Below are 16,626 nucleotides of genomic sequence, written 5' to 3' on the forward strand. Positions count from 1 at the left end.
CCCCTCCCCGAACAAAGGACCCGCCATGATCCTCGAAATCGCGCAGATCGACCTCAAGCCCGGCACGGAATCCGACTTCGAGGCCGGCATCGCCCGGGCCGCCGAGATTTTTCGCGACGCCAAGGGCTGCCGCAGCTTCGCCGTGCGCCGCTCCATCGAGAAGCCGCAGCGCTATCGCCTCCTCATCGAGTGGGACACCCTGGAGAACCACACCAAGGATTTCACCGGCTCCCAGGCCTGGCAGGATTACCGCGCCATGGTCTCGCCGTTCTTCGAGGCGCCGCCGAGCGTTGAGCACACGGAACTGACGCTTCAGGCCTTCTGACGCGAGACCGCTGACGCGAGACCTCACTGCCCGGAGTTGCGGACGATCATCTTGATGCGCGCATCGAGGTGGTTCCAGCGGGCGGCGATCCGGCGCCTGGCGCAGGCCTCGAACGAATCGCCCGCGAAGAAGCCGACATGGACCGACCGGTGCCGGCATTCGAGGAGCGGCGGCACCACGATCACCGCCGGTATCGGCAGGGACAGCAGGGCGAGATCGACGGCGAGGCCGAACTTCCAGCCGATCCCGACCCGTTTCGGCTCCGTCGCGTGCGCCTCCCGCAGGCGCCGGCGCTCCGCGGCGAAGGCCGCGGCTCCGTCGCGGTCGGTGCGTCGCAACGGGGCCGGGTCGGCGAGCCCGGGTGGGCGTGAGGCGTCGGACGTGGGTGTCATGGCCGGGATCTCGCGATGGAATTCGGGCAAGCGGCCGGAACGGCCCAGGAGCGCTCACCGCCGGATCCGATACCGGTTCGGTAGAAAAGAACGCAGCAAAACAAAGACCTAACCATGTGTCCCGACCCAATGTGGTCGGGCGCAGCCCTAGCGCAGGGCGCCGGCGATGGAGCGGAAACGATCGTCCAGTCCGCGGATGTGGCCCATGACCGCCTGGCGGGCGCAGACAGCGGCGACGAGGCCCGGCGGCAGGAAACCCGGCCCGGCGCCGGAGCCGCAGGGCATCAGCAGGGACGCCCCGAGGAAGCCGACCCCGCCGAGGAGCAGCACGAGCTTGACCGGGCCGGGCCCGCGGCGGCGACCGCGCATCCGCTCGGGCGCGCGGGATCGCACGGGCGCCGGCTCCGGCGCGTCGGGATCGTCGCGCGGGCCGAACTCGGCCTGATAGTAGCGCTCCAGCTTGCTCACTCTCATCCGGCCGCATCCCCGCCAAGCTTTGCAACCAGGAGGCGTCATGAATCGCTAAGTTTGCGATAACGCAACCGATCGACTCGTCGCGAGCGGACCCGCTCACGCGCGCCCCAGCGGGGTTCAAGGCGGAACCGGGGCCGCTTGTGCGAAACCCGCTTCGGATGCGCCGTGCGGCCCCCGGATGCCCGGTGACAGGGCCGTGCGGACTGCGTACCACGGTGTCAGGACACCCACCCGGAGCGATCCGCGCCGATGACTTCGCCCAAGACCCAGCGCCCCCTCCGCATCGGCACGCGCGGCAGCCCGATGGCCCTCGCTCAGACCGGGATGGTGCGGGACAAGATCGTGGCCGCCAATCCGGGGCTCGAGACCGAGATCGTGGTGGTCAACACCGTGGCCGATCGCATCCTGGACCGGCCGCTCTCGGAGATCGGCGGCAAGGGGCTGTTCACCAAAGAACTCGAACAGGCGCTGTTCGCCGACGTGGTCGACGTCGCCGTGCATTCCATGAAGGATGTGGAGACCTGGCTGCCCGAAGGGCTCGTGATCGCCTGCATCCTCGAGCGCGACGACCCGCGCGACGCGTTCCTGTCGCCGCGCGCATCCGGCTTCGCCGACCTGCCGTCCGGCGCCCGCATCGGCACCTCGTCCCTGCGCCGGGCCGCCCAGGTGCTCATGCGGCGGCCGGATCTCCGCATCGTCCCCCTACGCGGCAACGCCAACACCCGGATGCGCAAGCTGGAGGAGGGCACTTGCGACGCCACCCTCCTGGCCCTGTGTGGGCTGGAGCGCCTCGGCATGGCCGACATGGCCCGCTCCGTGCTCGCCGTCGAGGAGATGCTGCCGGCGGTGGCGCAGGGCGCGCTCGGCATCGAGTGCCGCGCGGATGATTCCGACGTGCGGGCCCTCCTCGCCCCCCTCGTCAGCGCACGGGCGACGGCCGAACTCGCCGCCGAGCGCGGCCTGCTCGCCGAACTCGACGGCTCGTGCCGCACCCCCATCGCGGCGCTGGCCCGCATCGACGGCGACAGCCTGTCCCTCGACGGCCTGCTGTTCCTGCCCGACGGCAGCGCGCACTGGGCGGTCCAGCGCGCGGGCTCCGTCGCCGATGCCGCCCGTATAGGCGCCGAGGCCGGCGCCGAACTGAAGCGCGCGGCCGGCGACACCTATTTCAAGCACCTGCAGTAGGGGCCGGACGGCCTCAGGCGAGGCTGCGTTCGATGGCTTCCTCGTCGCAGATCACGCCGGCCGCGCGGGCGTATTCGAGGCCGAGCGGGTGGGGCACCCGGGCCACGGGCGCCGCATCCGTGAAGGCGCCGAGGAACACCCGCATGACGTGGGCGACGGCCTCGGGCGTCACCGAGCGCAGATCCTCGGCGTAGTACCGGCCGGCATTGGCCGTGCTGGTGACGATCTCGTAGGCGGGGAAATACACCGCGCGCGGCGCGGCCTCGACCACCTCCTCCGCCGCCACTCGCAGGGCCGCCTTGCTGTAGGCGTTGGACACGAGCACGTGCCGGTCGGCGTAGGACGCGATGAGCGGCACCGGCGAGACCGTGAGGATCACCCGGGCGCCCGGATTCACCGCGAACAGCCGGTCGAGGAACGCCAGCATGTCGTCCCGCACGGCGCCCGCACGGGCGTTGACGAAGGCGTAGCGCGCCGGATCGAAGGCGTCGCCGATCACGCCCGGCGCCACGGGCAGGGCCGCCCCGTCGGCGCGATGCTCCCAGCCCTCCGTCAGCCCGAGGGTGAACACGAACACGTCGAGGTCCGCGAACATGGTTCGCACGGCCGCGAGGTGCGTTTCGCGCGACGCCAGGAGGGCCACTTCGTCCGCGAAGCCATCGGGCTCGACGGCGGGGCGGAACGGATCGACGAGGCGTCCGTCCGGCCGGGTCCACGCGGTCACCTCGGGGCGATAGGTGCCGTAGGCCCGGTCGAAGAGCTGGAGCAGTTGGCGCGCGGTGTAGACGTTGCCGGTGCGGGCGCAATAGGTGCCGTACTGGCGCGCCTCCGCCTCCGCCTCGGACAGGCCGGGGGGCGCCGGCTCGGCGAGGTAGCGGCCCAAGCCGGCCTCCGTGAGCGCCCGCGCCACGTGCTGCGCGAAGCAGCTTCCCGCGGTGGCGACCCGGGCCCCCGGCGGGATGAGAAACACCCCGCTCGGCCCCGGCGCCAGGGCGAAGGGCGGCACCCCGGTCACGGCCTTGCGCCAGAATCGCTCGGCCGGTAGATCGGCGTAAGGGTTCATCACCACGGCGGCACCTCTCATCCGTTCGCTCACAGGCTGGCCGCACCGGGCCGTCGCACGGGTCGAGACCCTGACGCGATCCGTCTCATCGTTCAGATCTCGCGTCTGCTCTTGGTCGCCATCCTGGGCGGGACCATGGCGCCGGGCCGTCGCTTCGGGAGAGCCGGTCCGAACGGGTCGCCGCATCGCCGTGCTGGGCAATTGCCAGGCCGACGGCATCGCACGCGCCCTCAGCCTGCTCCTGCCCGAGGCCCGGGTCACCCTCGTCCCCCTGGCGACCCTGCGGCGGGACCACGCCACCCTGGCGCGCCTGCGCGACCACCTCGCGCCCTTCGACCACGTGTTCTCGCAGTTCTTCCCGGAGGGCTTCGTCACGGGCGGCAACGTTCACGCCCTGGCGCAGGGGGATGCGCGCCTACGCCTGTTCCCCACGATCCTGTTTCCGGCCTTCCACCCGGATATGGTCCATGTCGGCGATGTCGGCGCGCTGTCGGCGACCCACCTCGTGCGTTCGCCCATGGGGCCGTATCACTCCGCCATCGCCCTCTGCGCCTACCTGGAAGGCCGCACCGTTGATGAAGCCCTCCGCCTGTTCCGCGACGACGTCTACGCGCGGCTCGGCTACTACGACGCCTGGGACCACGCCAGCACCTACCTCCTCGGCAGCGCGCGCGACCTCGCGTTTCCCCTGGACGCGGAACTCGCGCGCTGGTCGCGGCGGGGCTGCTTCATGCACGTCCTCAACCATCCGAAGCTGTTCGTGCTCGCCGACATCGCCCACCGCCTCGCCCGCGAGGCGGGTCTCGCGCCCCTGTCCGTCGCGGCGGAGGACTATCTCGCCGACGACCTCGTGTCGGATGCGGTCTGGCCGCTCTATCCGGAGATCGCGCGGCGCTACGGCCTCCCGGGAACCACGCACTACAAGCCCAAGGAGCGGAAATGGGGCGCGGCCCCGATTCTGTTCGATCGCTCCGCCTTCGTCGCCGGCAGCTTTTCCGCCTACGCCCGGCATCCGGCGGACCGCCTCGTATGTCCGCGCGTCGCGGCCTGGCGGGCAGACCCGGCGGTGCGGGCTCTGTTCACCTGAATCCCCGGCTCCGGGCTATCCGGCGGCGCGCAGACCCGATGCGGCGGCGATGCCCCGGGCGAGTTCGGCGATGGGCTGCATCCGGAACGGCTTGGCGACGAACAGGCTGTCGCTGACGGCGCGATTGCGCGGATACGTGCCGCTGGAGGCATAGACCACGGGACGGCGGGGATGCAGCGCCCGGAACGCGTCGGCCACGCTCCAGCCGTCGACGAGGCCGGGCAGGTTGATGTCGGTGAACAGCCAGTCGATGGTCGGGCCGGTCTCGCGGATGGATGTCAGCGCCGCTTCGCCGCTCGACACCGCGACGACGCTCAGGCCACCCTGATCGAAGACACGGCTGAGCATGTCGAGCAGCAGGTAGTTATCCTCGACGATCAGAACCCGGCAGTGGGAATCCATCACCCGTCCCAACTCTTCGCCCCAACTCTTTGCAACGACGCGTCTATCCTGATAATGGTTAAGCCTCTTTCAACTCCAGCGGTGGCTTGACCGTGCCCGCATCCGCGCCTCCGATCGACAGCACGCAGGCCCTCGATGTTCCGTTCGCAGCGGGCATCGCGTCGCGGGTCGCCGGCGTGGTGCCGGTCTACGATCCGGCGACCCTGGCCGAGCTCGAAGGAGTGTTCGGCCAGGCGCGGCTGATGGACCTCCTGGGCCATCTCAGGATCGAGATCTCGCAGCGGCTTGGCTGGCCCGATACCGACCGCCTGGCCCTGCGCCACGATGCGCACACGCTGCTCTCGGTCAGCGGTTCGCTCGGGTTCTTCGACCTGTCGCGGTGCTGCCTGGAGATGGAGCAGGCCTGCCTCCTCGGAGCCGATCTGGCCGCTCCTCTGAAGGCGGCCCGAGCCGCGGCAGAAGGGGCGATCGCGGCCATCTGCGCGATGGAAGCCGGCGCGCGGCCCGAGACCCCGTTGGCGGCCTGCGCCGCCTGACCGAACGCGGCAGATCCGGACCGGGCGATCGCACGGCCGCGAGGCCGACCGTTGCGGTGAAGCGACACGAATGCGCGAAAGATCGGGCTCGGTCGAACCGTCCCGACGCCGCCGTATTGTCGGATGACGATAGTCCCATCGGCATCGGCGTGCGGGCTCGCACGTCATCTGCCGCGAATCGATGGTGGAAACGCTCCGTCAAGGTTGACGGAACCTTCGCTTAACCTGCCCGGCTTAGACAACGGGGCTGAAGACACCGCACCAGCCCCGGATATCGGGCCGCGCCGCGCGCCGGCGCCGTTCGAGGAGAACAGGACCATGACCACGATCGCGCGCTCCCGCGTGTTCAGGCTCGCGGCGGCGCTCTGCGCCGCGCTCAGCGTCGCCGCCTGCAGCAACGACAAGGATCTCGCCGACGCCTCCGGCTTCGGCGCCGGCGCGGGTGGGGCCTACGGGGCCGGGGCGGGCACGCCCGGCAGCGCCCAGGACTTCGTAGTCAACATCGGCGACCGGGTGTTCTTCGAATCCGATTCGACGGACCTGACGTCCACGGCGACGGCCACCCTCGACAAACAGGCGGCCTGGCTCCAGCGCTACCCGCGCTACACCTTCCTCGTCGAAGGCCATGCCGACGAGCGCGGCACCCGCGAGTACAACTTCTCCCTCGGCGCCCGCCGCGCCCAGGCGGTGAACGACTACCTCGCCGCGCGCGGCGTCGCCTCGGGCCGCATCCGCACGGTATCGTACGGCAAGGAGCGGCCGGTCGCCGTGTGCAACGACATCTCGTGCTGGTCGCAGAACCGGCGGGCTGTCACCGTGCTCGACCGCGGCGCCGGTTCCTGATCATGCGAGAGGCGGGCGCTTTCGGAAACGGGGCGCCCGCGTTTTGCCGCAATGCGGCACACCTGTTATGGGGCGGGAGGCCAGTCGATGGCCTTCGCGGGACACGTTCACCGGTGCCGATCGCCATGCTCCGTCGCCTCCTCCTCGTCACCTGCCTGGCGCTCGCGGCCCTGTCGCCCGCGGCGGCCCAGGACGGGTCCGATTTCGTCGTGCGCCTGAACCGGCTGGAGAACCAGTCGCGCCAGCAGGCGGGGCAGATCGAGACGCTCCAACACGAGAACCGCCAGCTCAAGGAACAGCTTCGCAAGTTCCAGGAGGATGTCGAGTTCCGCCTGCAGGAGGCCAAGGGCGGTCGCGGTGCGGCATCCCCGAGCGGCAATCCGGCGCCGCAGAAGCCGGCCAAACGCAGCGACGCCTTCGATCCCGACCAGAACCCCGGCCGACCGGGCGCACCGATGCAGCTCGGCACCACGACGCCCTCGAACGCCATGTCGTCAAACGCCATGTCGTCGAACGCCATGTCCGCGGCGCCTTTGGCCGAGGCGCCCCGCGCCCGCACGGTGCCGCCGACGGTGGTGGAGGCCGACGACGAGGAGCCCGGCCTGTCGCCGCCCGGCTTCGGCGGCCCCGTCGATCTCACGCCGCCGTCGCGTGTACCGACCACGGGCGCCATCGCGGCGCCGGCCCGCCCGGGCGTCGCCGCCACCGCCACGGGTGACGCCCGCGCCGATTACGAATCGGCTTACGCCTACATCCTGCAGCGGCAGTACGAGCAGGCCGAGATGGGCCTGCGCCAGTTCATCCAATCCCACCCGCGCGACGGGCTGGTGCCGGCGGCGACCTACTGGCTCGGGGAGAGCTACCTCCAGCGCAATCGCAATCGCGAGGCGGCCGAGCAGTTCCTGAAGGTGTCGACGGATTACGCCCGCTCGGCCCAGGCGCCGGACGCGATGCTGAAGCTCGGGACCTCGCTCAACGCCCTCGGCGCCCGTGAGCAGGCCTGCGCGACGCTGGCCGAACTCGAGCGCAAGTTCCCCGGTGCCGCCCCCTCCGTGCGGCAGGGTGTGGCCCGCGAGCAGAAGCGCGCCCGCTGCGCGGCGTGACCGCGCCGGACTTCGACCCTGCCGCCATCGAGGCGGCGCTCGCTCCCTACGTCGCGCCCGCGATCCCGCATGGCGGCGTGCTGCTCGCCGTTTCGGGCGGTCCCGATTCGACGGCCCTGATGCGGGCCGCCAAGCAGGCCCTCAAGCGGGTCGGTCCCACGATCCCGCTCCACGTCGCCACCGTCGATCACGGGTTGCGGGCCGCCTCGGCCGTCGAGGCGGAGGGCGTCGCCACCCTGGCGCGGGACTTCGGACTGCCGCACCGCATCCTCGCCTGGACCGGCCCGAAACCGGCCCACGGCCTCCAGGCGGCGGCGCGCGAGGCGCGCTACGCCTTGCTGGGCGCCCACGCGCAACGGCTCGGTCTCGATTGGGTGCTCACCGGACACACCCGCGACGACCAGGCCGAGACCGTGCTGATGCGCCTGCTGGCAGGGAGCGGCCCGGCGGGTCTCGCCGGCATGCGGGCCGTGCGTCCCCTCGTCGGTCGGGTCCGCCTCGGACGACCGTTCCTCGACCTGCCGAAAGCCGGCCTCGTGGCGTATTGCATCGCCCATGGCCTCACCCCCATCCAAGATGCGTCGAACGCCGATCCCCGCTTCGCCCGCGCCCGGCTGCGCCGCCTCCTGCCGGACCTCGCCCGGGAGGGGTTGAGCGACGCCCGCCTGACGCGACTTGCCGCGCGGTGCGCCCGCGACGACGCAGCTCTCACCGAGGCCGCCCGCGCCGCCTACGTCACGGCGCGCCGTCCGGCCGATGCTCCCACCCTGGTCCGCCTCGACGCATCGGGGCTGGCGAACCTGCCGGACGCGGTCCTCATCCGCGTCGTCGCCCTGGCCCTCGCGGAGGCCGGGGCGGGACGGCCGCGCCTGGAGCGAATCGAATCCCTCGTGCTCGACGCCCTGCGCCCGGCTCTTCGGGATCGGGCGCCCCTGCGCCGGACCCTGGCGGGCCTGCTGGTTTCCCTGACGCGTGGGAGGGGGTTCACCCTCGCGCCGGCACCGGCCAGGACCGGCGGCGACGGGGCTGGGGACCGCCTTGCCGCAGGAGTACGCGATTTACTTGGCAAGGGGGGCGGGGCTGCCTACATTGGCTCGGAGTGTCCGGACTGATATCCGCCCCATTCGCGCCGCGGGCCCGGATGCCCCCCAGGGATTGATCGATGAACCCGAACTTCCGCAATTTCGCCTTGTGGGTCGTCATCTTCCTGCTCGTGCTCGCCCTCGTGACGCTGTTCCAGAATCCGGGACATCGCGGCGGCGGCGCCGAGATCGCCTACAGCCAGCTCTTGAACGATGCCGATGCCGGCAAGATTCAGACGGTGGTGATCTCCGGGCAGGACGTCAGCGGCTCCTACGTCGGCGGCGGCAACTTCACCTCCTACGCGCCGAACGACCCCGGCCTGGTCTCGAAGCTCCAGAGCAAGGGCGTGCAGATCACCGCGCGGCCGCCGTCGGACAACACGCCGTGGTTCATCCAGTTGCTCGTGAGCTGGCTGCCGATCCTCGTGTTCATCGGCGCCTGGATCTTCCTCAGCCGCCAGATGCAGTCCGGCGCGGGCCGGGCCATGGGATTCGGCAAGTCAAAGGCCAAGCTCCTTACCGAGGCTTCGGGCCGCGTGAGCTTCGACGATGTCGCCGGCGTCGAGGAAGCCAAGGAGGACCTGCAGGAGATCGTGGAATTCCTGCGCGACCCGCAGAAGTTCCAGCGCCTCGGCGGCCGCATCCCGCGCGGCGTTCTCCTCGTCGGCCCCCCCGGCACGGGTAAGACCCTGATCGCCCGGGCGGTCGCGGGCGAGGCCAACGTGCCGTTCTTCACCATCTCGGGTTCGGACTTCGTCGAGATGTTCGTCGGCGTCGGCGCAAGCCGCGTCCGCGACATGTTCGAGCAGGCGAAGAAGAATGCGCCCTGCATCATCTTCATCGACGAGATCGACGCGGTGGGCCGCCATCGCGGCGCCGGCTTGGGGGGCGGCAACGACGAGCGAGAGCAGACCCTGAACCAGCTCCTCGTGGAGATGGACGGCTTCGAGGCCAACGAGGGCGTGATCATCATCGCGGCCACCAACCGGCCCGACGTCCTCGACCCCGCCCTCCTGCGTCCGGGCCGCTTCGATCGCCAGATCATGGTGCCGAATCCCGATGTCGTCGGCCGCGAGCGCATCCTGCGCGTCCACGTCCGCAAGGTGCCGCTGGCACCGGACGTCGACCTCAAGGTCATCGCGCGCGGAACCCCGGGCTTCTCGGGCGCCGACCTCATGAACCTCGTCAACGAGTCGGCGCTCCTGGCGGCGCGTCGCGGAAAACGCATCGTCACGATGCACGAGTTCGAGGACGCCAAGGACAAGGTGATGATGGGCGCCGAGCGGCGCACCCTGGTCATGACCGAGGATGAGAAGCGTCTCACCGCCTACCACGAGGGCGGCCACGCCATCGTCGCCTTCAACGTGCCGGCCACCGACCCCGTCCACAAGGCGACGATCATCCCGCGCGGCCGGGCGCTGGGCATGGTCATGCAACTGCCGGAGCGCGACAAGCTGTCCATGAGCTTCGAGCAGATGACCTCGCGTCTCGCCATCATGATGGGCGGCCGCATCGCCGAGGAGATGACCTTCGGCGCAGACAAGGTCACCTCGGGCGCCCAGTCCGACATCGAGCAGGCGACGCGTCTCGCCCGCATGATGGTGACCCGCTGGGGCTTCAGCCCCGAACTCGGCACCGTCGCGTACGGCGAGAACAACGACGAAGTGTTCCTCGGCATGTCCATGGGCCGTCAGCAGACGGTCTCGGAAGCCACCGCCCAGAAGATCGACGCGGAGGTCCGCCGCCTCGTCGAGACCGGTCTGGAGGAGGCCCGCCGCATCCTCGGCGAGCACAAGGACGACCTCGAAGCCCTCGCTCAGGGACTGCTGGAATACGAGACCCTGTCGGGCGACGAGATCAAGAATCTCATCGCCGGCAAGCCGCCGGTGCGCGATTCCGGCGATGGTCCCTCAAGCACCGTCCGGGGCTCGTCGGTTCCCTCCGCCGGTCGCGGCCGGCCGCGCGAGACCGATGGCGGCCTGGAGCCGCAGCCCCAGGCCTGAACGCCTCGAATTCCCTGGGATAAGCCCGTGAGCCCGCCCCCCGGCGGGCTCACGCATGTCCGGGCCGCGTTAACCGTGCCGGGATAGCCTCGGAGGCGGATTCCGGGTCCACCGCAGCAGACAGCAGACGGATCGCGAACCCATGTCGCGCAAGTATTTCGGCACCGACGGCATCCGTGGGCGCGCCAACGGCGTGATCACGCCCGAACTCGCCCTCAAGGTCGGCCAGGCCGCCGGGCTCCTGTTCCAGCGCGGCGACCATCGTCACCGGGTGGTGATCGGCAAGGATACCCGCCTGTCGGGCTACATGATCGAGACGGCCCTGATCGCCGGTTTCACTTCGGTCGGCATGGATGTGCTCCAGCTCGGTCCGATGCCGACGCCCGCGGTCGCCATGCTGACGCGCTCCATGCGGGCCGACCTCGGCGTGATGATCTCTGCTTCCCACAACCCGTTCGAGGACAACGGCATCAAGCTGTTCGGTCCGGACGGGTTCAAGCTCAACGACGACGTGGAGCGCGCCATCGAGGCGCTCATCGACGGCGAGATGCACAAGCGGCTGTCGGGCTCGCGCGATCTCGGCCGGGCAAAGCGCATCGAGAGCGTGCATGCCCGCTACATCGAGTTCGCCAAGCGCTCGCTGCCCCGCAACGTCACCCTCGACGGTCTGCGGATCGTGGTCGATTGCGCCAACGGCGCGGCCTACCGCGTCGCGCCCGAGACCCTGTGGGAGCTCGGCGCCGAGGTCATCGCCATCGGGGTCGAGCCGGACGGATTCAACATCAACCAGGATGTCGGCTCGACGGCGCCGGCGGCGCTGGCCGCCAAGGTCCGGGAACTCCGCGCCGACATCGGCATCGCCCTGGACGGCGACGCCGACCGGGTTCTCATCGTCGACGAGAAGGGCCAGTCGGTGGATGGGGACCAGCTCATGGCCGTCGTCGCCCGCTCGTGGAAGGAGGACGATCGCCTGACCCAGCCGGGGCTGGTTGCGACGATCATGTCGAACCTCGGCCTCGAGCGCTACCTCGGCGGCATAGGCCTGTCCCTGGCGCGCACGGCGGTGGGCGACCGCTACGTCCTCGAGCACATGCGCGAGCACGGCTACAACCTCGGCGGCGAGCAATCCGGACACATCATCATGTCGGACTACGCCACCACCGGCGACGGTCTGGTGGCCGCCCTGCAGCTCCTCAGCGTGGTCAAGCGCTCCGACCGGCCGGTCAGCGAGGTCTGCCACTGCTTCGATCCCCTGCCGCAGATCCTCCGCAACGTCCGCTACCGCGCAGGCGAGCCGTTGCGGGCGGATTCGGTCGTGACCGCCATCGCGCAGGCCCGCGAGCGCCTCGGCAACGACGGTCGCCTCGTCATCCGCGCCTCGGGCACGGAGCCGGTGATCCGCGTGATGGCCGAGGGCGACGACCGCGCCCTGGTATCGGAGGTGGTCGACACCGTCGTGGACGCCGTGGCCAAAGCCGCGGCCTGATCGCCCTCAATCCCCGTCGAGGGCCGCCGGCGCCACGTTGCGCCACGCCGCCAGCAGGGCGTCGCGCAGCACCGCCTCGTCGGCGTCCCACAGGTCGAGGTTGGTCCAGCCGCGCCGCCCCCATGCCCCCGGCACGGGCGCGAACAGGTCCGGCGCCTCGGCCAGCAGGTGTTCTTGGTCGCCGGGCGTGAGCTTCAGGACGACCCGCTCCTCCTCGACCCACAGGGTCGCGAAGATCCGGCCGCCGATGCGAAAATCGGGATGCCCCTGATGCGCGGCCTCGACCACGCCGGGGAGCAACAGGGCAAGGGCACGGACATCCTCGGGGCGCATCGCCGCGTGTCTACACAGGTGCAGGTTCGGATGCACCGGTCCGGATCGACGCCGGCCTGCCCGCCTGACTTGGCCCGGAGTCTCCACTTGTCTCGTCATAGTCCGGCAAGGATAAGATTTAACGTTAAGCCTGATTTAACCCCGTTGCGCCAATCATGCCTTCGTCATCCGAGCCGGCGCCTCGTCGCTCCCGGCAAACGGTCGAGTGAAGGACTGAATTCCATGCGCCGCTCCAAGCTGTCTGCCTTGGTGCGCTCGTTCACGCTCCTTGCGAGCGTGGGAGCGCCCAGCCTCGGATACGCCGCCGACCTGCTTCCCCCCCTGCCGCCCGAGCCGCTGCCCCCGCCCGTCGAGATCGGCGGCGGCTGGTACCTGCGCGGCGATATCGGCGTGGGTGCCGCGAGCTACGAGAAGGTGGTGACCACCGTGCCGGGCAAGGCACTGCCGCCGAACTATGAGATCCACCAGAAGAGCATGGGCGACCAGTTCTTCGGCGGCGGCGGCGTCGGCTACCAGTTCAACGGCTTCCTGCGCGGCGACATCACCGGTGAATACCGGGGCGGCGGCCGCTTCTCCTTCGTCGAGAAGTTCGATCTGCCCTACGGCAACGGCGTTCCGGCCAAGGGGATCGACTACGACCAGGGCAACCTTTCCACCGTGGTCGCCATGGCCAACGGCTACGTCGATCTCGGCAGCTGGTACGGCGTGACGCCCTTCATCGGCGGCGGCGTCGGCTCGGCCTTCCACACGGTGCACGGCTTCAACGACACCGGCGCCGGTTCGGCCGCCGGCGGCTTCGGCATCGCCGCCACCAAGCGCACCACCAACCTCGCCTGGGCGGCCATGGCCGGCCTCGGCTACAGCGTCACGCCGAACCTCAAGCTCGAGCTCGGCTACCGCTACATGAACCTCGGCCATGTCGGCACCGGCTCGGTGAGCTGCTTCAACGATCCGGGCTGTGCCGGCGCCTCCTACAAGCTCAAGGAAGTCACCTCCCACGATGTGCGCATCGGCATGCGCTGGATGCTCGGCGGTATCGTCGCCGCTCCGGTCATCGCCGATTACCAGCCCGAGCCGGTTCCGCTGATCCGCAAGTACTGACACACCCTCGGGCGTCACAGCACCCATGACCAAGACGGCGCGAACCCTCCGGTTCGCGCCGTCTTGGTTTGCGACAGCAAACCTTCGCCAGCAATCGCGTTAAGCTTAATCCGCTCCTAACCTTCCTCTTTGATACTCGCGCGCATGACGACAGCCAGGTCGGTCCCTACGGGTGCGTGCCGCCCGGGACAGGGTGCAAACGGTTCGGGGACAGCATGACACAGCAGACGCGCCCATCGCATCGCGCCCATGGGCGGACGCGCGCCGCGGTCGCCGGATCGGCCTTGACCCTGATGTCGCTCGCAGCCCTCGTGCCCGCGTGGGGCGCCGACCTGCTGCCGCCCCCGCCGTCGGAGGCCGCCCCCGTGCCCATCGGCGGCGGCTGGTATCTCCGCGCCGATTTCACCGAGAGCTTTCCGCTGCGCCCGACGGACGCGACCCTGCCCGATCCCAACGACCCGGGCATGCCGCCCCTGGTGCGGCGGACCCTGAGCCGCGAGGCCGGCTACGGCGGCGGCGTCGGCTACCGCATCAACCCCTGGCTGCGCGTGGACGCCACCTTCGACCAGCGCCAGGATTCGACCTACAGCGCGTACTCGTCGCGCACCAACTTCGCCACGGGCTACAACGTCGAGGCCGGTCGCCTCGGCGCACTCACAGGCCTCGTCAACGTCTACGCCGACCTCGGGACCTGGTGGGGCCTGACCCCGTATATCGGCGCCGGCGTCGGTTTCGCACGAAACGAGTTTCGCCGGGGCTACACCCAGACCACCTGCCTCATCGACGCCTGCGACGGCGGGCCGGGCGCGGGCTCACGCCCGGCGGTGATCCGGCCCAACCGCTCCGTCACCAACCTCGCCTGGGCGCTCACGGGCGGCGTCGCCTACGAGCTCGGCGCCGGCTTCAGCCTGGATGCGAGCTACCGCTACGTCGATCTAGGGCGCGCCGAATCCGGCCTCGACGCCTTCCGGTCAGGCAGCAGCCTCAAGGATCTCGCCGCCAACGAAGTCCGCGTCGGCCTGCGCTATGCCTTCCGCGACGGCATTCCGAGCCTGCAGGGACTACCCACGGTGTGGAGTAGCGGAAACCCCTACGAGTAGGCCCGGCCGGCTCCGGAGACCGAAACGCTCCGTTAAGGTTACTCAAGTACACATTCCAGAACAGGCTCAGTAAAAACCCAGTCGATCTGACGCCTTGAGGACGACATCGATGCGGACCCTGACCCTCGCGCTCCTGACGACGCTCGCCCTCGGCGCCGGCTCCACCGCCGGCGCCGCCGACCTCGATTACGGCGTCCTGCGCGGCCCGGACTACGAGCCGGCGGCCCCGATCATCGATTGGAACGGCGTGTATGTCGGTGGGCATGGCGGCTATACGTCGGCCGCGCTCCAGCAGAAGAACGTCTTCCAGGATATCCTGGCCCTCCAATTCCGAGCACGCGATATCGAAAGCCAATTCTCGGCTTCGAACCTGCTAGCGATCCCTTCGACGCGTATCGAAGGAACCAGCTACGGTGCGTTCGCCGGATTCAACTATCAGTTCGACGAAGCCGTCGTCGGCATCGAAGCGGACTACACGCGTTTCAATCGCACGGGCGTCGCATCGAACGGCATCGGCCGAATTATGATGACATCCGGCGGCATTGCGGAAACGGTCAATCTCTTTGGTGAATCCACCACAAAAATCGAAGATTATGGAACTATTCGAGCGCGTGGTGGCTGGAGTTTTGGCAGCTTTCTTCCCTTCGTCACAGGCGGCGTTGCGATCGGCCGCGCCATCGTTACGGACCAAGTCCTCGTACAGAACTATGGATACGATGCCAGAACTTATGCAGCCAACCAAGCTCTGACTGCGGGAGCACCGGCTTACGTGTCCCGTCACGATTACCTCAGCTTCAACCCGGCTTATCCTGGCGTTCAATCATCCCCCAACGGAGCGTTGCAGACCGTCCCCGCGGCTCCAGTTGCGATTTCCAAGGGGCCGACGGAGAAGATCGTCGGCGGCATCGCCCTTGGCGCGGGCATGGAATACGCCCTGACGCAGAACATTCTCCTGCGGGCCGAATATCAGTACGTGCTGTTCAACGATTTCGACGGCCACAAGGTCAATCTCAACACCGTGCGCGGCGGTGCGGCCGTGAAGTTCTGATTTTGCCTCGACACCGTCTCCGGTGGATGGCCGGCCGCTGCGCAATGGGACGGAACACGCGCGGGCTTGTTAAGGCAGCACTCGCTTTTGGCGGGGTAGGATAGGGGTGCCGCACCCGATCGATTTCACCGATGCCGGAAACGCCCGAACCATGATCCGCCTCGTCCTCAGCGCCGGACTGGCCTCGGCCAGCCTCGTCCTCGCCGGTCTCGGCCCGGCACAGGCGGGGGGAGAACTCCGTCACCGGCCGTTGCCGCCGCCCGAGATCGCCTATCGAGATCCGGCCTACCTGCCGCCGCCGCCGCCTCTGCCCGTGGTGCGGGTGCCGCGCTCCCTCAATCTGCCCCTCTACAACGAGCCGCCGCGCCGGTTCTGATCAGCTCTCCAGCTCGGAATCCCAGTAGAGGTAGTCCACCCAGGTGTGGTGGTACTGCCGGTGGTCGAATTCCGGCTGGCGGCGGTGCAGCTCGTGCCGGGTCGGGCGGTGCGGCTCGTGCAAGAGGGGCATCTCGGCCTCGGCCGGGGTGCGGTTGGCCTTGCGCAGGTTGCACGGCGAACAGGCCGCGACCACGTTTTCCCAGCTCGACAGCCCGCCGCGCGAGCGAGGCACCACGTGATCGAAGGTGAGCCCGCCGGACGGCAGGCGCAGGCCGCAATACTGGCACGAGAACGTGTCGCGCAGGTAGATGTTGTAGCGGGTGAAGGCCGGGCTGCGCGCCAGGGTCACGTAGCTCTTGAGGGCGACGACGCTCGGCACCCGCAGGGAGCGGCTCGGGCTACGCGCCTCGACATCGTAGCTCGCCACCAGGGTGACGCGGTCGAGGAACAGGGCGGTGAAGGCGTCCTTCCAGGACCACAGCGAGAGCGGATTGTAGGACAGCGGCCGGTAATCGGCGTTCAGCACGAGCGTTTGGAGATCCAGCATGGCGCACCCCTCTCGGCGGGTCGACACGGGGACAACGCGCGGGAATCGCCCGGCGCGCTGCCCCTGTCGGATGAAAGATCAAACGTTTTCGGAGTTTGGACCGGTGCGTCCCGTGGGCGGGCGCGCGCAGAAGGCGCC

The 16,626-nt window shown here is 69.5% G+C and carries 19 protein-coding genes; 13 read left to right on the top strand and 6 right to left on the bottom strand.

Annotated elements, in window-relative coordinates; translation table 11 throughout:
• The first annotated feature begins 25 nt into the window (after positions 1-25).
• Positions 26-325, top strand: coding sequence for an antibiotic biosynthesis monooxygenase family protein (locus tag ASF52_RS14330; RefSeq protein WP_056173271.1), 300 nt, complete (start codon positions 26-28; stop codon positions 323-325).
• Positions 326-348: 23 nt separating this feature from the next.
• Here ASF52_RS14330 and ASF52_RS14335 read toward each other — a convergent pair whose 3' ends face one another.
• Together ASF52_RS14335 and ASF52_RS14340 are read right to left on the bottom strand one after the other, a co-directional pair.
• Complete coding sequence (locus tag ASF52_RS14335; protein ID WP_156630159.1) at positions 349-717, bottom strand: hypothetical protein; 369 nt, start codon at positions 715-717, stop codon at positions 349-351.
• A gap of 147 nt (positions 718-864) precedes the next feature.
• A complete protein-coding gene (locus tag ASF52_RS14340; protein WP_156630161.1) occupies positions 865-1,191 on the bottom strand; it encodes a hypothetical protein in 327 nt (108 codons plus the stop codon).
• A gap of 249 nt (positions 1,192-1,440) precedes the next feature.
• Here ASF52_RS14340 and hemC point away from each other — a divergent pair, with 249 nt between their 5' ends.
• Entirely contained in the window at positions 1,441-2,376 is a 936-nt protein-coding gene (hemC, locus tag ASF52_RS14345) for a hydroxymethylbilane synthase (RefSeq protein WP_082479229.1), read from the top strand.
• Positions 2,377-2,389: 13 nt separating this feature from the next.
• Here the strand turns inward: hemC and ASF52_RS14350 are convergent, their stop codons facing one another.
• Positions 2,390-3,439 (bottom strand): GSCFA domain-containing protein, encoded by a 1,050-nt coding sequence (locus tag ASF52_RS14350; protein WP_056173279.1) that lies wholly within the window; start codon positions 3,437-3,439, stop codon positions 2,390-2,392.
• Positions 3,440-3,629: 190 nt separating this feature from the next.
• Here ASF52_RS14350 and ASF52_RS14355 point away from each other — a divergent pair, with 190 nt between their 5' ends.
• Complete coding sequence (locus tag ASF52_RS14355; RefSeq protein ID WP_056173282.1) at positions 3,630-4,526, top strand: WcbI family polysaccharide biosynthesis putative acetyltransferase; 897 nt, start codon at positions 3,630-3,632, stop codon at positions 4,524-4,526.
• A 15-nt stretch (positions 4,527-4,541) separates the two neighbouring features.
• Here ASF52_RS14355 and ASF52_RS14360 read toward each other — a convergent pair whose 3' ends face one another.
• Positions 4,542-4,928: a response regulator gene (locus ASF52_RS14360; RefSeq protein ID WP_056173286.1), complete on the bottom strand. Its 387-nt coding sequence runs from the start codon at positions 4,926-4,928 to the stop codon at positions 4,542-4,544.
• Positions 4,929-5,020: 92 nt separating this feature from the next.
• Here ASF52_RS14360 and ASF52_RS14365 point away from each other — a divergent pair, with 92 nt between their 5' ends.
• The 6 genes from ASF52_RS14365 to glmM all read left to right on the top strand — a co-directional run bounded on the left by ASF52_RS14365 (position 5,021) and on the right by glmM (position 11,981).
• Positions 5,021-5,464 carry an Hpt domain-containing protein gene (locus ASF52_RS14365; protein ID WP_244473823.1) on the top strand — a complete coding sequence of 148 codons (444 nt, stop codon included), beginning with the start codon at positions 5,021-5,023 and terminating at the stop codon, positions 5,462-5,464.
• Between the two features lie 318 nt (positions 5,465-5,782).
• Positions 5,783-6,307 (top strand): peptidoglycan-associated lipoprotein Pal, encoded by a 525-nt coding sequence (gene pal, locus ASF52_RS14370; protein WP_056173290.1) that lies wholly within the window; start codon positions 5,783-5,785, stop codon positions 6,305-6,307.
• 125 nt (positions 6,308-6,432) lie between these two features.
• Positions 6,433-7,410: a tol-pal system protein YbgF gene (gene ybgF / locus ASF52_RS14375; protein ID WP_056174108.1), complete on the top strand. Its 978-nt coding sequence runs from the start codon at positions 6,433-6,435 to the stop codon at positions 7,408-7,410.
• Positions 7,398-8,522 carry a tRNA lysidine(34) synthetase TilS gene (gene tilS, locus ASF52_RS14380; protein WP_443136686.1) on the top strand — a complete coding sequence of 375 codons (1,125 nt, stop codon included), beginning with the start codon at positions 7,398-7,400 and terminating at the stop codon, positions 8,520-8,522. Before ybgF ends, tilS begins: the two co-directional genes overlap by 13 nt.
• A 50-nt stretch (positions 8,523-8,572) precedes the next feature.
• Positions 8,573-10,495, top strand: a complete 1,923-nt coding sequence (ftsH, locus tag ASF52_RS14385) for an ATP-dependent zinc metalloprotease FtsH (protein ID WP_056173293.1) — start codon at positions 8,573-8,575, stop codon at positions 10,493-10,495.
• A gap of 142 nt (positions 10,496-10,637) precedes the next feature.
• Complete coding sequence (gene glmM, locus ASF52_RS14390) at positions 10,638-11,981, top strand: phosphoglucosamine mutase (RefSeq protein WP_056173296.1); 1,344 nt, start codon at positions 10,638-10,640, stop codon at positions 11,979-11,981.
• Positions 11,982-11,987: 6 nt separating this feature from the next.
• Here glmM and ASF52_RS14395 read toward each other — a convergent pair whose 3' ends face one another.
• Positions 11,988-12,314: an MmcQ/YjbR family DNA-binding protein gene (locus tag ASF52_RS14395; RefSeq protein ID WP_056173299.1), complete on the bottom strand. Its 327-nt coding sequence runs from the start codon at positions 12,312-12,314 to the stop codon at positions 11,988-11,990.
• A 222-nt stretch (positions 12,315-12,536) separates the two neighbouring features.
• Between ASF52_RS14395 and ASF52_RS14400 the strand changes: the two genes are divergently transcribed.
• The 4 genes from ASF52_RS14400 to ASF52_RS14415 all read left to right on the top strand — a co-directional run bounded on the left by ASF52_RS14400 (position 12,537) and on the right by ASF52_RS14415 (position 15,939).
• A complete protein-coding gene (locus tag ASF52_RS14400) occupies positions 12,537-13,415 on the top strand; it encodes an outer membrane protein (RefSeq protein WP_056173301.1) in 879 nt (292 codons plus the stop codon).
• Positions 13,416-13,630: 215 nt separating this feature from the next.
• Positions 13,631-14,515: an outer membrane protein gene (locus tag ASF52_RS14405; RefSeq protein WP_056173305.1), complete on the top strand. Its 885-nt coding sequence runs from the start codon at positions 13,631-13,633 to the stop codon at positions 14,513-14,515.
• Between the two features lie 109 nt (positions 14,516-14,624).
• Entirely contained in the window at positions 14,625-15,563 is a 939-nt protein-coding gene (locus ASF52_RS14410; RefSeq protein ID WP_056173308.1) for an outer membrane protein, read from the top strand.
• A gap of 151 nt (positions 15,564-15,714) precedes the next feature.
• On the top strand, positions 15,715-15,939 hold the full coding sequence (locus tag ASF52_RS14415; protein WP_156398881.1) for a hypothetical protein: 225 nt from the start codon (positions 15,715-15,717) through the stop codon (positions 15,937-15,939).
• Here the strand turns inward: ASF52_RS14415 and ASF52_RS14420 are convergent, their stop codons facing one another.
• Positions 15,940-16,488 carry an HNH endonuclease gene (locus ASF52_RS14420; protein WP_056173314.1) on the bottom strand — a complete coding sequence of 183 codons (549 nt, stop codon included), beginning with the start codon at positions 16,486-16,488 and terminating at the stop codon, positions 15,940-15,942.
• Between the last annotated feature and the right edge of the window lie 138 nt (positions 16,489-16,626).

The organism is Methylobacterium sp. Leaf112, assembly GCF_001423295.1.
Lineage (GTDB): Bacteria > Pseudomonadota > Alphaproteobacteria > Rhizobiales > Beijerinckiaceae > Methylobacterium.

What these genes read in the sequence shown, in the direction of transcription:
- ASF52_RS14330 (WP_056173271.1), top strand. Translation starts at nt 26, where the DNA reads ATGATCCTCGAAATCGCGCAGATCGACCTCAAGCCCGGCACGGAATCC.
- ASF52_RS14335 (WP_156630159.1), bottom strand. Translation starts at nt 717, where the DNA reads ATGACACCCACGTCCGACGCCTCACGCCCACCCGGGCTCGCCGACCCG.
- ASF52_RS14340 (WP_156630161.1), bottom strand. Translation starts at nt 1,191, where the DNA reads ATGAGAGTGAGCAAGCTGGAGCGCTACTATCAGGCCGAGTTCGGCCCG.
- hemC (WP_082479229.1), top strand. Translation starts at nt 1,441, where the DNA reads ATGACTTCGCCCAAGACCCAGCGCCCCCTCCGCATCGGCACGCGCGGC.
- ASF52_RS14350 (WP_056173279.1), bottom strand. Translation starts at nt 3,439, where the DNA reads ATGAACCCTTACGCCGATCTACCGGCCGAGCGATTCTGGCGCAAGGCC.
- ASF52_RS14360 (WP_056173286.1), bottom strand. Translation starts at nt 4,928, where the DNA reads ATGGATTCCCACTGCCGGGTTCTGATCGTCGAGGATAACTACCTGCTG.
- pal (WP_056173290.1), top strand. Translation starts at nt 5,783, where the DNA reads ATGACCACGATCGCGCGCTCCCGCGTGTTCAGGCTCGCGGCGGCGCTC.
- ybgF (WP_056174108.1), top strand. Translation starts at nt 6,433, where the DNA reads ATGCTCCGTCGCCTCCTCCTCGTCACCTGCCTGGCGCTCGCGGCCCTG.
- ftsH (WP_056173293.1), top strand. Translation starts at nt 8,573, where the DNA reads ATGAACCCGAACTTCCGCAATTTCGCCTTGTGGGTCGTCATCTTCCTG.
- glmM (WP_056173296.1), top strand. Translation starts at nt 10,638, where the DNA reads ATGTCGCGCAAGTATTTCGGCACCGACGGCATCCGTGGGCGCGCCAAC.
- ASF52_RS14395 (WP_056173299.1), bottom strand. Translation starts at nt 12,314, where the DNA reads ATGCGCCCCGAGGATGTCCGTGCCCTTGCCCTGTTGCTCCCCGGCGTG.
- ASF52_RS14400 (WP_056173301.1), top strand. Translation starts at nt 12,537, where the DNA reads ATGCGCCGCTCCAAGCTGTCTGCCTTGGTGCGCTCGTTCACGCTCCTT.
- ASF52_RS14405 (WP_056173305.1), top strand. Translation starts at nt 13,631, where the DNA reads ATGACACAGCAGACGCGCCCATCGCATCGCGCCCATGGGCGGACGCGC.
- ASF52_RS14410 (WP_056173308.1), top strand. Translation starts at nt 14,625, where the DNA reads ATGCGGACCCTGACCCTCGCGCTCCTGACGACGCTCGCCCTCGGCGCC.
- ASF52_RS14415 (WP_156398881.1), top strand. Translation starts at nt 15,715, where the DNA reads ATGATCCGCCTCGTCCTCAGCGCCGGACTGGCCTCGGCCAGCCTCGTC.
- ASF52_RS14420 (WP_056173314.1), bottom strand. Translation starts at nt 16,488, where the DNA reads ATGCTGGATCTCCAAACGCTCGTGCTGAACGCCGATTACCGGCCGCTG.